15 protein-coding genes and 1 pseudogene are annotated in these 13,237 nt (G+C 60.4%); 7 read left to right on the top strand and 9 right to left on the bottom strand.

Features of this window, described 5'->3' with window-relative positions; all coding sequences use genetic code 11:
* Positions 1-90: 90 nt before the first annotated feature.
* On the top strand, positions 91-1,008 hold the full coding sequence (locus tag CRN80_RS16040) for a LysR family transcriptional regulator (protein ID WP_098950555.1): 918 nt from the start codon (positions 91-93) through the stop codon (positions 1,006-1,008).
* Here the strand turns inward: CRN80_RS16040 and CRN80_RS16035 are convergent.
* The gene (locus tag CRN80_RS16035; RefSeq protein ID WP_098950554.1) at positions 1,005-1,901 is read right to left on the bottom strand and encodes a LysR family transcriptional regulator; all 897 of its coding nucleotides are present in this window, start codon (positions 1,899-1,901) and stop codon (positions 1,005-1,007) included. The genes CRN80_RS16040 and CRN80_RS16035 overlap by 4 nt on opposite strands.
* Positions 1,902-2,006: 105 nt before the next feature.
* On the opposite strand from CRN80_RS16035, the gene CRN80_RS16030 reads away from it, so the two are divergent.
* The gene (locus CRN80_RS16030; protein ID WP_098950553.1) at positions 2,007-2,765 is read left to right on the top strand and encodes an SDR family NAD(P)-dependent oxidoreductase; all 759 of its coding nucleotides are present in this window, start codon (positions 2,007-2,009) and stop codon (positions 2,763-2,765) included.
* Between the two features lie 109 nt (positions 2,766-2,874).
* Here CRN80_RS16030 and CRN80_RS16025 read toward each other — a convergent pair whose 3' ends face one another.
* On the bottom strand, positions 2,875-3,312 hold the full coding sequence (locus CRN80_RS16025; protein WP_098950552.1) for a multidrug/biocide efflux PACE transporter: 438 nt from the start codon (positions 3,310-3,312) through the stop codon (positions 2,875-2,877).
* Positions 3,313-3,400: 88 nt separating this feature from the next.
* Between CRN80_RS16025 and CRN80_RS16020 the strand changes: the two genes are divergently transcribed.
* Entirely contained in the window at positions 3,401-4,255 is an 855-nt protein-coding gene (locus CRN80_RS16020; RefSeq protein WP_098950551.1) for a LysR family transcriptional regulator, read from the top strand.
* Positions 4,256-4,392: 137 nt separating this feature from the next.
* Here CRN80_RS16020 and CRN80_RS16015 read toward each other — a convergent pair whose 3' ends face one another.
* The 4 genes and pseudogenes from CRN80_RS16015 to CRN80_RS16005 form a co-directional block, all read right to left on the bottom strand.
* Positions 4,393-5,616, bottom strand: coding sequence for an RNA polymerase sigma factor (locus tag CRN80_RS16015; protein WP_098950550.1), 1,224 nt, complete (start codon positions 5,614-5,616; stop codon positions 4,393-4,395).
* Positions 5,613-5,706, bottom strand: a pseudogene (locus CRN80_RS31710) (polyketide cyclase); the annotation flags it as partial. The gene CRN80_RS16015 and the pseudogene CRN80_RS31710, both read right to left, overlap by 4 nt.
* A 57-nt stretch (positions 5,707-5,763) precedes the next feature.
* Entirely contained in the window at positions 5,764-6,117 is a 354-nt protein-coding gene (locus tag CRN80_RS16010) for a YciI family protein (RefSeq protein WP_098950549.1), read from the bottom strand.
* Between the two features lie 42 nt (positions 6,118-6,159).
* Complete coding sequence (locus tag CRN80_RS16005) at positions 6,160-6,579, bottom strand: nuclear transport factor 2 family protein (RefSeq protein WP_098950548.1); 420 nt, start codon at positions 6,577-6,579, stop codon at positions 6,160-6,162.
* Between the two features lie 145 nt (positions 6,580-6,724).
* Between CRN80_RS16005 and CRN80_RS16000 the strand changes: the two genes are divergently transcribed.
* Positions 6,725-7,216, top strand: a complete 492-nt coding sequence (locus CRN80_RS16000) for an N-acetyltransferase (RefSeq protein ID WP_098950547.1) — start codon at positions 6,725-6,727, stop codon at positions 7,214-7,216.
* 49 nt (positions 7,217-7,265) lie between these two features.
* Here the strand turns inward: CRN80_RS16000 and CRN80_RS15995 are convergent, their stop codons facing one another.
* Positions 7,266-7,748 (bottom strand): GyrI-like domain-containing protein, encoded by a 483-nt coding sequence (locus CRN80_RS15995; RefSeq protein WP_098950546.1) that lies wholly within the window; start codon positions 7,746-7,748, stop codon positions 7,266-7,268.
* A gap of 194 nt (positions 7,749-7,942) precedes the next feature.
* Here CRN80_RS15995 and alaC point away from each other — a divergent pair, with 194 nt between their 5' ends.
* Positions 7,943-9,154 (top strand): alanine transaminase, encoded by a 1,212-nt coding sequence (gene alaC, locus CRN80_RS15990; RefSeq protein ID WP_032895593.1) that lies wholly within the window; start codon positions 7,943-7,945, stop codon positions 9,152-9,154.
* A 135-nt stretch (positions 9,155-9,289) separates the two neighbouring features.
* On the opposite strand, the gene CRN80_RS15985 is transcribed toward alaC, so the two are convergent.
* Together CRN80_RS15985 and CRN80_RS15980 are read right to left on the bottom strand one after the other, a co-directional pair.
* Positions 9,290-10,642 (bottom strand): GntP family permease, encoded by a 1,353-nt coding sequence (locus CRN80_RS15985; RefSeq protein ID WP_032895592.1) that lies wholly within the window; start codon positions 10,640-10,642, stop codon positions 9,290-9,292.
* Between the two features lie 84 nt (positions 10,643-10,726).
* Positions 10,727-11,260: a gluconokinase gene (locus CRN80_RS15980; protein ID WP_098950545.1), complete on the bottom strand. Its 534-nt coding sequence runs from the start codon at positions 11,258-11,260 to the stop codon at positions 10,727-10,729.
* A 212-nt stretch (positions 11,261-11,472) separates the two neighbouring features.
* Here CRN80_RS15980 and CRN80_RS15975 point away from each other — a divergent pair, with 212 nt between their 5' ends.
* On the top strand, positions 11,473-12,504 hold the full coding sequence (locus tag CRN80_RS15975; RefSeq protein ID WP_169918643.1) for a LacI family DNA-binding transcriptional regulator: 1,032 nt from the start codon (positions 11,473-11,475) through the stop codon (positions 12,502-12,504).
* 284 nt (positions 12,505-12,788) lie between these two features.
* Complete coding sequence (locus tag CRN80_RS15970; protein ID WP_098950543.1) at positions 12,789-13,202, top strand: hypothetical protein; 414 nt, start codon at positions 12,789-12,791, stop codon at positions 13,200-13,202.
* Positions 13,203-13,237: the final 35 nt, after the last annotated feature.

Genomic DNA, 13,237 nt, shown 5'->3' with positions numbered 1-13,237 from the left:
AAAGGTGATGCCCGCAAAGTAGGCCGGGGCTTGACCCCTTGGGAAGATCTATTATCAGATGGCCCATCTTCTGAAAATCAGATATCGCTCATGTCCCTCACCTTGCGCCAGGTTCGCTACTTCGTCGCCACCGCCGAGATCGGCCAGATTTCCCAGGCGGCGATTCACTTGAATATTTCCCAATCGGCGGTGACCACGGCGATCAAGGAGCTGGAAGCCATGCTCGGCGTGCAGCTGTTTGTGCGCTCGGCCCAGGGCATGAACCTCACCGATGCCGGGCGGCATTTTCTCAACCGTGCCTATGTGATTGTGCGCAGCGTGGACGACGCCCTCAACAGCCCGTTGCCGGACTACCGCGCCAGCGGCGTGCTGCGGGTGGCAGCCAGTTACACCGTGCTGGGTTATTTCCTGCCGCACCATTTGCAGCGCATGGAGCATTGGCATCCGGACGTGACCATCGAGGTGTTCGAACAGGAACGCCAGGCCATCGAACAGGGCCTGCTCGACGGCCAGTTCGATATGGCCGTGGTGCTGACCGCCAACCTCACCCATGCCGATATCGTTTCGGAAATTCTGTTCAACTCCGAGCGCCGCTTGTGGCTGCCCAGCCATCACCCGTTGTGCGAACGCGGTGCCGTGAGCCTGGCGGACGTGGCCCAAGAACCCTACATTTTGCTCACCGTCGATGAAGCCGAACACAGCGCCATGCGCTATTGGGAACAGGCCGGGCAAACCCCCAAGGTGCGTCTGCGCACCAGTTCGGTGGAAGCGGTGCGCAGCATGGTTGCCAACGGCAGCGGCGTGGCGATCCTGTCAGACCTGGTGCACCGGCCCTGGTCCCTGGAAAGCAAGCGCATCGAAACCCTGACCGTCACCGACCCGGTCACGCCCATGAGCGTCGGCCTGGCCTGGCACCGCGAGCGCGCGTTTACCCCGGCGATGCAAGCGTTCCGGGACTACTTCCACGACGCGTTCCTGGCACCGCAGCAGTTGTCGGCGCGCCGCTAAAGATGGGCTTGCAGGGTGGCGGCCAACCAGTCCATGAACACCCGCACTCGCAATGGCAAATGCCGCTGGCCGGCGTACAGCAACGACACATCCAGGGGCGGCGCCTGGTAGTCGGGCAACACCGCCACCAACTCGCCGCTGGCCAACAAGTCGCGTATGCCGAGCTGCGGCACCTGGGTGATGCCAAACCCGCCCAGGCACGCCGACTGATAGGCGTCGGTGCTGTTGACCGTCACCCGGCCTGCCATCGGTAACCACTGCACTTTATTGCCCACCAGGTATTCGAACCCGGCCGAGCGTGCGCCCAGTGGCCGCACGTAATGCACCAACTGGTGATGCGCCAGGTCTGCCAGGGTTTCGGGCACGCCATACCGTTGCAGGTACGCCGCGCTCGCGCAGTTGACCATCGGCATGCTGCACACCCGCCGCGCTACCACGGTTTGATCGGGCTGGGCGCCGACGCGCACCACGCAGTCGAACCCTTCGGCGATCAGGTCCACCTGGCGGTCCGAACAACTGATCTCCATGTCGATCAGCGGGTGGCGCGTCATGAAGTTAGGCAGGTTCGGCAAGATCACGCTGCGTGCCATGACATTGGGCATGTCCACCCGTATGCGCCCGGCCAGTTGGGTTTCATCCTGGCGAAACAAGCCCTCCAATTCCTCCATGTGCGCCAGCAGGTCCTTGCTGCGTTCGTACAGCACACGACCATCCTGGGTCGCCTGCACCTTGCGTGTGGTGCGTTGTAACAGCCGTGCGCCCAGCAGTTCTTCCAGCGCCTGCACATGCTCGGACACGGTGGAGCGCGGCAGGCCGAGACTTTCACCGGCCTTCGTGAAACTCGACAATTCCGTCACTCGCACAAAGGTACGCAGTAACTCTAGCTTGTTCATGGATTGTTCGCCTTATCCGGCCAGTGATTCCGTTATAGCGCTGTTTATCACGTAATGGGCGGACAAATACACTCAGTCCCACTAACCCCATTCGAGGACTGCACCATGACCCGTAAAATCGCACTCATCACCGGCGCCAGCCGTGGCCTGGGCAAAAGCGCCGCTCTGCACCTGGCTGCGCAAGGCATCGACATCATCGGTACCTACCACAGCGCAGCGGCCGAAGCCCAAGCCGTGGTTGCTCAAGTAGAGGCCTTGGGTGGCCGCGCCGCCATGCTGCAATTGGATGTAAGCCAGAGCGCGACCTTCGATGCGTTCGTTGGCCAGATCGGTAAGTTGCTCAAGGATGTGTTCGCCGTGGATCGCTTCGATTTCCTGATCAACAACGCCGGAGTCGGCACCCACGCAAGCTTTGTCGAGACCACCGAAGCCCAGTTTGACCAGTTGGTGGCGATCCACGTGAAGGCGCCGTTTTTCCTCACACAAAAACTGCTGCCGTTGATCAACGACGGCGGGCGCATCATCAATATCTCCAGCGGCCTGGCGCGCTTCAGCCTGCCGGGTTATGCGGCCTACGCGTCCATGAAAGGCGCGGTGGAAGTGTTGTCGCGCTACCAGGCTAAAGAGCTCGGCCCACGGGGGATTACCGTGAACACCCTGGCACCGGGTGCGATTGCCACCGACTTCGGCGGCGGCGCGGTACGCGATAACACCGACGTGAATACGATGGTGGCCAACAACACCGCCCTGGGCCGCGCTGGCTTGCCGGACGATATTGGCGGGGCGATTTCGATTTTGCTGGCCGATGGCAGCCACTGGATCACCGGCCAGCGGATCGAGGCGTCGGGCGGAATGTTCCTCTAAACGGCGGCCTCCTCTGTAGGAGCGAGCTTGCTCGCGAAAAACTCAAGAGCGCCGCGTGTTTCCAAAGGCTCCGCGTTATCGTTGGCGATCTTCGCGAGCAAGCTCGCTCCTACAGGGTGGCTGGGGTTTTACCGGCGAATTTCTCGCGCAACACGTCATAACCCCAGTGGTACACGTAGGTGTACGGCAGGAAGAACAACAACACGCCAATGTCGAGGATGAAGGCTTCCAACAGGCTGATCTTCATCAAGGCGGCAATCAACGGCACCGCCAAGAGGATCAGGCCACCTTCAAACAGCAGCGCATGCAGCACACGGGTCCAACTGCCGTTGGCCAGTTGCAGGCGGGTTTTAAGGCGGTCGAACAGGCTGTTGAATACCACGTTCCAGCTCAGTGCCAACAGGCTGATGCCCAAGGTCACTGCGCCCATCTCCAGCGCCGGCCGGCCGGTGATCCACACCAGCAGTGGCGTGCAGATCAACAAGGCCAGCCCTTCGAAACCAAGGGCTTGAAAAACGCGTTCAGTAAGGGATTTGGTAGGGGTCATGACCCGGCTCCGTGAGTGACGATGGTTGCCATGATCAGGCTTTGTCTCGATACTTCATAACCAATAACCATCGATCAAGGCGATAGTCATGGCCTCCCATGAAGTGCTCCAGGCGTTTGTCCAGGCGGCCACCCAAGGCTCGTTTTCCGCAGCGGCGCGCAAGCTGGGCAAGAGCCAGTCCACCGTGAGCGCGGCGGTGGCCAGCCTTGAGATCGACTTGGACGTGGTGCTGTTTGACCGCAGCAGCCGCAAACCGACCCTCACGCCTGCGGGGCATGTTTTGCTGCAACGGGCAGAGCAAGTGCTGGAAGCCAGTAGCCGCCTGGAGCTGGCGGCCAGTCAGTTATCGCAAGGCCTGGAGCCGAAGCTGAGTATCGCCATGTCCGATACTTACCAATCCGATCGGTTCGAGGTCGCCCTCACCGCCTTTGAGCAACGTTACCCGGACCTTGAGCTGGAATGCCTGATCGCGGAATGCGAAGACCTGATCGCGCTGGTGCAAAGTGGCCGGGCGCAGATCGCGTTTATCGAGCAACAGGAAGTCTACCCGCCGGACTTGACGTTTTCCCCCGTGGAGGAACGCACGGAGATCGCGCTGTTCGTCTCGCCCAAACACCCATTGGCGAACCTGGACAAGGTTACCCCGCACACCCTGCAACAACACCGGGAGCTGCGCTTGGCGAGCATCATCAGCCCCAATGAAAACCGCAGCACCCAGCGCGTATGGTCGGCACCGAGTTACCTGATGCTGATGGAAATGGCCCAATTGGGTTTTGGTTGGGCACCGATTCCGCGCTGGCTGGTGGAGCGCTTTGGCGGCAACCAGTTGGTTGAACTCAAGGTGCGCAGTTGGCCACGCTCGGTGGCGGTGGATGCGTTGTGGTCGCGGCAACAGCCACCGGGGCCTGCGGGGAGTTGGTTGCTGGGCAAGATGCTGGAATGAGCCTGTAGGAGCGAGCTTGCTCGCGAAGAACGTCAACGATAACGCGTGCTTCCTGAAGAAACGCGGCGTCGGTGAGTTTTTCGCGAGCAAGCTCGCTCCTACAGGTATTAGGCTTACGCCCTCCCACATTTGGATCGTCACTGTCTGGGGGAATTGAGTTCGGCGAGGCGTCCCGTGATGAAGCGTTTTTCTGGCGCCTGTTGGGTCAGGGCCAAGGCCTTTTCGTACGCGCTGCGGGCTTCGTCAAACCGCCCCAACTGCCGGCAAAACTCCCCACGCGCCGAATGCGCCAAGTGGTAGTCCTGCAGCTCACCGCGCTGCAATAGGTCGTCTACCAGCGCCAACCCCGCCAACGGCCCCTGCTCCATCGCCACCGCGACCGCACGGTTCAACTCGATCACCGGCGACGGCACAGCCCTGAGCAATACATCGTAGAGCCCGACAATCTGCCGCCAATCGGTTTGCCCCGCATTGGGCGCCTCGGCGTGTACGGCGGCAATCGCCGCCTGCAGACAATACGGTCCAAAGCGCCGCGTGGTGAGCGCCTGCTCCACCAGTGCACAGCCTTCAGCAATCAAGGCGCTGTCCCAAAGCGTACGATCCTGAGCGTCCAACAGCACCAGTTCGCCGCTGGCAGAAGTGCGGGCGGGCCGGCGCGACTCGTGTAGCAGCATCAACGCCAGCAAGCCCATGACTTCCGGCTCGGGCAGCAACTCCAGCAGCAAACGGCCCAGGCGAATGGCCTCCAGGGTCAGGTCTTCACGGGTGAGGTCGGCACCCGCTGAGGCCGAATAGCCCTCGTTGAACACCAGGTAAATCACCCGCAGCACACTGTCCAACCGCTCGGGCAATTCGGCCCGGGACGGCACTTGATAGGGGATTTTCGCCTCACGGATCTTGCCCTTGGCGCGCACGATACGTTGGGCAATAGCGGTGGGCGTGGCAAGAAAAGCGTGGGCGATGGCCTCGGTGCTCAGGTCGCAGATCTCGCGCAAGGTCAGCGCAACCTGGGCGTCGGCTGCCAACGCCGGGTGGCAGCAAGTGAATACCAGGCGCAGGCGGTCGTCTTCCACGTCTTCATCACTCCACGGCGCGGCTTCCAGCGCGTCGGCCTGCTCCTCCAATAACGGGGTAAACCGCGACTGACGCCGCAGGCGGTCGATGGCCTTGAAGCGGCCGGTGGACACCAGCCACGCCCGAGGATTATCCGGCACGCCATCCTCGGGCCAGCGCTGCACGGCGACAAAAAACGCCTCGTGCAGCGCCTCCTCGGCCAGGTCGAAATCCCCCAGCACGCGAATCAACGTCGCGAGCACGCGGCGTGATTCGCTGCGGTAAATGGCGTCGATCTGCGCGGTCAATCGACCATGCCCTCGGTCACCCACTTCACCAGGCGGTCCAGGCTCCGGCCCCAGCCATCATGAAAGCCCCATGGCCTGGTGGGCCTGCTGGACAGTTCAAATTGGGCGGGTTGAGTGATCACGGGGAAACCTCCTCACGTCTTTTGATTATGGTGTTGATAGATCCAATTGGCGCACGGGGCGCACTTCCACACTGCCGACGCGGGCCGCCGGAATGCCGCCCGCCACCTGGAGCGCTTCATTGAGGTCCTTGGCGTCGATCAGGTAGAACCCGGCGAGCTGCTCCTTGGTTTCGGCAAACGGCCCGTCGGTGATCAACAGCTTGCGGTTGCGCATGCGCACGGTAGTGGCGGTGGTCACCGACTCCAGCGGCTCGGCGGCGAGCATGCGCCCGCTGGCCTGAATGGCCTCGGCGTAGGCAAGGCATTCCGAGTCGTGAGGGCTGTCGGGCGAGGTGTGCAACACCTGTTCGTTGCTGTAGATCAGGCACAGGTATTTCATGGCGTTCTCCGTTTTCGGACTACTGACTATAGTTCGCGGTGCTCAAGGTTTCAGGTCGAACAACGCCGTGCCGCTTTGCATATCAAACGGTGCCGACCAGTGCTCATGCACCACCTTCCATTGGCCATCGATACGCTGGTAGCCGGCGGTGACGCGCATCCAGCAGGCCTTCACCTCACCGTCCGGCCCGGCGCCGCCGCAGTGGGCCAGCCAATGGGCGAATGCGCTGTCTGGCGCTTCGACGACATGCAGTTCATGAAACTCGAAGATGCCGGGGCCGGGGCAGTGCTCCATACACGCTTCCCAGTGCGCGCGGTAGGCCGCCTTGCCCTTGAATTGCAAGGCGGTTACCGCGTCGAACGAGACGATATCGTCGGCGTAAAAGCTGACAATCTGGTCGATATCGCGGCTAACGACGGCGTTTTTCCATTGCTCGATCAAGCTCTTGATTGCAGCGCTCATGGCGATGACTCCTTGGGGTGGACAATCACGGAAGACACCCTTAGTCGAATGGCCCGAAGGGAAATCGACATCCTCCTGAAAAATAATTTCCCGTGGCCCAAACCCGATAAACTGCCACTTCCCTTGCAGCCGTTCGGACAGCCCCATGCAAACCCGCCTCGTTGCCTACGAGGCGCTGAACGCTGTGCAACAACAGCACGTCGGCGCCATCGAAGTTCACCCTGAGCAACTGCCGTTTTGCGGTGATATGTATTGCGCCCTCAATACCCTGCTCGCCAAGCCAAGCCCTGGGGTCAAGGGCTTTGCGCTGTTGGCCGATGACCTTCCCGTGGCGTTCCTGCTGCTCAAGCGCCCCCCGTGCCTGCCTCATTGGGCCGATGAACACAGCGCCACGCTCCACGCGCTACAGGTAGACCGGCATCAGCAGGGGCGTGGATACGGCAAGGTGTGTTTGCAGGCGTTGCCCGCCGTGGCGCGCGAGGCATGGCCGCAGATCAAGGGGTTGGAGTTGTCGGTGGATGCCCACAACCTGGCGGCGATGGGGTTGTACCTGGGGGCCGGATGGGTGGATCGCGGTGAAGCGTACAAGGGCCGGGTGGGGTATGAGCGTCGGTTGAGTTTCAGGTTTGATCCATAGCGGCAATGTCACGTAAACATGTTCTGTTTACGTGACATCCGGCGCCGTGTCAGCCCCGCTCCCCGATCGGCAGCCAGATTTCCACCGTCCCCGTGCCCTTCCTGGCATCAAAATCCGCGCTGTAGCGCTCGAAATCCGCCCCCATGACCTTGTAGCCCGAATGCGGCAGCCATTCAAACATGATGCGCTCGTAGGTTTGCTCAAGCGCCTGCACCGGCCCGAAGTGGGGGAACACGGCATAGTTGAGCGGCGGGATTTCGATGTACTCGAAATTGCTCGGCACATCCTTTTTAGCCGGGACTTCAACCCCTGCCAGGTAATCGAATTCGCCGTGGTGCGGGTTATGGCACACCCCGTAGGTCACACCGCCGACGCGCTTCTTGAGGTATTTGATACAGGTATCGAACAACTCCCACAGCCGTGGGATATCGCCCACGGTGGCCTTCGAATATCGCCCTTGCACCCCGGCGATCACCAGGGCCTTGCCGGCTTCCAGGCGTGGCTCCAACGGTTGTTTTGTCTGCTGATCCATACGAACAGTCTCCTTCTTATGAGGGAACAAACCCGCATCGAGTATAGGGGCATATCTGCGTTGCACTCCATGTAGAAAAATTTCCTAGCATCTAGACAACTGACCATCATCGCCCGTATTGTCTGCCCCGCAGGCCACCGCAGTGGCCGACGTCGCTCGGACGGTTCCGGGCGCTTACGTACCTCGAGGCAACAATGGCAGACCAAGGTTCGCCGCGCCGCTTTGCGCGCATAGATCGACTCCCCCCGTATGTTTTCAATATCACTGCCGAGCTGAAGATGGCTGCGCGTCGGCGCGGCGAAGACATCATCGACTTGAGCATGGGTAACCCTGACGGCGCCACGCCTCCTCATATCGTGGAGAAAATGGTCACCGTCGCCCAGCGTGAAGACACCCACGGCTACTCCACCTCCAAAGGTATTCCGCGCCTGCGCCGGGCGATTTCGCGCTGGTACAAGGACCGTTACGCGGTAGATATCGACCCGGAGTCCGAAGCCATCGTGACCATCGGTTCCAAGGAAGGCCTGGCGCACTTGATGCTGGCCACCCTGGACCAGGGCGATACCGTACTGGTGCCCAACCCCAGCTACCCGATTCATATCTACGGCGCAGTGATTGCCGGCGCCCAGGTGCGTTCGGTGCCGCTGATACCCGGCGTGGATTTCTTCGCTGAGCTGGAGCGCGCGATTCGCGGCTCGATCCCCAAGCCGAAGATGATGATCCTCGGCTTTCCGTCCAACCCGACCGCGCAGTGTGTGGAACTGGACTTCTTCGAACGGGTGATCGCCCTGGCCAAGCAGTACGACGTACTGGTGGTGCACGACCTGGCCTACGCCGACATCGTCTACGACGGCTGGAAAGCCCCCTCGATCATGCAAGTGCCCGGCGCCAAGGACATTGCGGTGGAGTTTTTCACCCTGTCCAAGAGCTACAACATGGCTGGCTGGCGCATTGGCTTCATGGTGGGCAACCCGGAACTGGTCAACGCCCTGGCGCGCATCAAGAGCTACCACGACTACGGCACCTTCACCCCGCTGCAAGTGGCGGCAATTGCGGCGCTGGAAGGCGACCAACAGTGCGTCAAAGACATCGCCGAGCAGTACCGCCAGCGCCGCAATGTGCTGGTCAAGGGCCTGCATGAGCTGGGCTGGATGGTGGAGAACCCGAAGGCGTCGATGTATGTCTGGGCCAAGATTCCCGAGCAGTACGCGGCCATGGGCTCGCTGGAGTTTGCCAAGAAACTGCTGCTGGAAGCGAAGGTGTGTGTGTCGCCGGGGATCGGCTTTGGTGAGTATGGCGACGATCATGTGCGCTTTGCGCTGATCGAAAACCAGGACCGGATTCGCCAGGCCGTGCGCGGGATTCGCGGGATGTTCAGGGCGGATGGGTTGGTCAGCAAAGCCTGACCTGCCTTACCTGAAGAAACCCAATCAATGTGGGAGCTGGCTTGCCTGCGATGGCAGTGTTGGATTCACTACCGCTATCGCAGGCAAGCCAGCTCCCACATTTGATCAGCTCCCACTCTTGCTTTGGGGTGTGGCTTACACCACCAACGACAGCAACATGATGAAGATCAGCGCCACGATCGACAGAATGGTCTCCATCGCCGTCCAGGTCTTGAACGTCTCGGCCACGGTCATGTTGAAGTACTGCTTGACCAGCCAGAACCCCGCATCGTTGACGTGAGACAGGATCAACGAACCCGCACCCGTCGCCAGCACCAGCAACTCGCGGTTAACCCCAGGGATCATGCCGACCACTGGCACCACAATGCCCGCACCGGTAATGGTCGCAACCGTCGCTGAACCGGTAGCAATCCGAATCACCGCCGCCACCAGCCACGCCAGCAGGATCGGGTTGATCTGCGCGTTCACCGCCATATGGCCGATCACGTCACCCACACCGCTGGTCACCAGCATCTGCTTGAAGCCACCACCGGCACCGATAATCAGGATGATCGCCGCGGTCGGCGCCAGGCTGGCGTCGAGCAACTTGAGGATCTGCTTGGAGTGGATGCCCTGGCGATGGCCAAAGGTGTACAGCGACAACAGCAAGGCCAGCAACAGCGCGGTGATCGGGTGGCCGATCATGTCCATCCAGTTGCGCACCACGTTGCCTTCGGCAAACGCGATATCGGCAAAGGTTTTGAGCAACATCAAGAACACCGGCAGCAGCACGGTGATCAGGGTGATGCTGAAGCTGGGCAGCGACTTGTTATCGGTCTCGCGGGCCAGTTGGTCCACCAGTTCCTGGGACGGGTTACCGGGGATGTACTTGGCGATGAACGTACCGAAGATCGGGCCGGCGATGATGGCGGTCGGCAGCGCGACGATCAGACCGTACAGGATGGTCTTGCCGATGTCTGCGCCAAACACGCCGATGGCCAGCAGCGGGCCCGGGTGCGGTGGCACCAGGCCGTGCACCGCCGAGAGGCCAGCGAGCAGCGGAATACCGATCTTGATCAACGACACACCGGTACGCCGGGCGACGATAAACACCAGCGGGATCAGCAACACAAAGCCGATCTCGAAGAACAGCGGGATGCCCACCAGGAACGCGGCGAACATCATGGCCCACTGGACCTTTTCCTTGCCGAAGGCGCGGATCAGGGTCTGGGCGATCTGATCGGCACCGCCGGACTCGGCCATCATCTTGCCGAGCATCGTGCCCAGCGCGAGGATGATGCCGACAAAGCCGAGCACCCCGCCGAAACCGTCCTGGAACGCCTTGATGATCTTGTCCACGGGCATGCCCGAGGTCAGGCCAAGGAAGCCGGCCGCGATGATCAGTGCAATGAACGGGTGCACCTTGAACTTGGTGATCAGTACGATCAACCCGATGATAGTGACTACTGCATCTAGCAGCAGGTAAGACTCGTGGGACATGCCAAACATGGGGGGTCTCTCCTGTTTGTTGTTGTTATTAAAGCGGGTGTTGAACTTCCTGCCGGGGATAGCGCTATCTTTTCCGGCAAAAAATTAATGAGTAGGTTCAAAGCCGTGCTTGCGCCACCAGATATTGGTCTGCTCGGCCAGCTCCTTCACGCTGTCTTCACTGGCGTTGAGCGCCAGGGTCAGCGGCTCGCCCTTGGGCGATTCGAGGGTGGCGAACTGGCTGTCGATCAGGCTGGCCGGCATGAAATGGCCGGGGCGGTGAGACACGCGGTCGGCAGCGACTTCGCGGGTCAGCTCCAGGAAGACAAAACCCAGGCCCGGCGCGGCTTCGCGCAGGTGGTCACGGTATTTTTTCTTCAGCGCCGAACAGGTCAGTACGGGATGCTCGCCGGCTTTCAACGCGCGGCGCAGTTCATCGCACAGGATGTCGAGCCAGCCGGCGCGGTCGTCGTCGTTGAGGGGGTGGCCGGCGCTCATCTTTTCGATGTTCGCGGCAGGGTGAAAGCTGTCGCCTTCAATGGCAGTGGCGCCGTTGAGGGCGCACAGGGCTTGGCTGACGCTGGACTTGCCACAGCCGGAAACACCCATGATGACCAGGGCGGTAACAGGTTGACTCATGAAACACCTCAGGACGCAGATAGCGCTACCTTTGCATAGCGTAAGGCTAGTGCAAAAACAGGCTTTTCCCGCGCCGACTTGTCATTTTTATGGAGTGACGCGTGCATCCGCTCCAATCATTCGAACCGGATCAGGCAACCCTAGGTTCAATAATTTGCAGCCCTTTGGAGACAGCGCTACCTTAGTGCCTCGATTTTTGTTTGGCAAGCCGCCTGATGACCTCCAAGAACGATAAAAATACCCGCACGACGGGCCGCCCTACCCTCAATGAAGTGGCGCGCCTTGCTGGCGTCAGCCCGATCACCGCCTCCCGCGCCCTGCGCGGCATCAGCACGGTGGCCACCGAACTGGTGGAAAAAGTGCAACAGGCCGCCGCCGAACTGAGCTACGTGGTCAACCCCGCTGCCCGCGCCCTGGCCTCGGCGCAGAGCCATTCGGTGGTGGTGCTGGTGCCGTCACTGTCCAACCTGCTGTTTATCGAAACCCTGGAAGCTATCCATCAGGTACTGCGGCCCAAGGGCTTTGAAGTCCTGATCGGCAACTCCCATTATTCGCGCGATGAAGAAGAAGACCTGTTGCGTAACTACATGGCCTACCAGCCACGGGGGTTGTTGCTGACCGGCTTTGACCGCACCGAAAGCGCGCGACGAATGGTCGAGGCCAGCAATGTGCCCTGTGTGTACATGATGGATCTGGACCCCAATGCCGGGGTGAACTGCGTGGGCTTCTCGCAACTGGCCGCCGGCGAGACCGCGGCCGCGCACTTGCTGTCCCGGGGCCGCAAGCGCCTGGCCTATATCGGCGCACAACTGGACCAACGTACTTTGCTGCGTGGCGAAGGCTTCCGCCGCGCCTTGCAGCAAGCAGGCATGTACGACCCGGCGCTGGAGCTGCTGACACCACGCCCGTCTTCCGTGGGCCTGGGTGGCGAACTGTTTTTGCAACTGCTGGCCGCCCACCCGGATGTGGACGCGATCTTCTTCGGCAACGACGACCTGGCCCAGGGCGCCCTGCTCGAAGCCCTGCGCCACGGCATCAAGGTGCCGGAACGTGTAGCCGTGCTGGGCTTCAACGACCTCCCCGCCTCGTCATTCATGGTGCCGCGCCTGAGTAGCATCAGCACGCCACGGGAAGCCATCGGGCGCCGAGCGGCGGAGCATTTGCTGACGATCATGGCGGGCCACAAGGTGGCCAAGCCGGTGGTGGATATGGGGTTTGAGTTGCAGGTGCGCGAGAGCACCTGAGCGTCGCGCCGAACGCAATCAATGTGGTGCCCGCAGAATCAGCGCCTGGCACAGATCCCCTGTGGGAGCGGGCTTGCTCGCGAAGGCGGCGGGTCAGTTAATCAATCTTTAACTAAACCACCTGAAATCGCCATTTCCCTTTCAACAGGCGGTTGTCAATGTACGCAACCACTCATCGGCCGACACAGAAAACTGTCATAAATGACAGTAGACGCGAACTGTGTACACGGCCTAAATATTAGGCGCAGCCCCCCGCATGCTCATTATTCTCAAGGAGACTCATCATGAATTCGCCCAACAAAATCACTGGCTTTCTAAAAGAGGCTAACCAGAGCTTTGATTCTCACAACATTCTCCACTTGAATACCTTCCCTGGCACAAAAAACACCACACTGGCGTTCATACAGGACAGCCATTTTATTGCATTTGAAATAGATAAGAACTTCGCAGTAGGCACCTATGAACTTCCTTACTCAGAAGAGGAGGGGAATGTTCAAGTTATTTATAACGTACCTAATCCTAATGGGGGTTCGTATCAATATCCGGCCACCTCGGGGACATTTGAAATCGTCAACAACGAAAACAATATCCTTGATGCAAAATTTGCCTTCGAAGCCACCAACGCCGACGACTCAACCGACATTATTACCGTCGAACGTGGCGTGTACTACATCAATAATTTCAATGCTCCTAAATAACCGCTCACACAACCATCCACCTGAAGGCAGCACTG

This window comes from Pseudomonas sp. FDAARGOS_380, assembly GCF_002591235.1.
In the GTDB taxonomy this organism is placed as follows: Bacteria; Pseudomonadota; Gammaproteobacteria; order Pseudomonadales; family Pseudomonadaceae; genus Aquipseudomonas; species Aquipseudomonas salmasensis.
The sequence above is the reverse complement of the archived record's forward strand: the minus strand, read 5'-3'. Positions and strand labels throughout refer to the sequence as shown.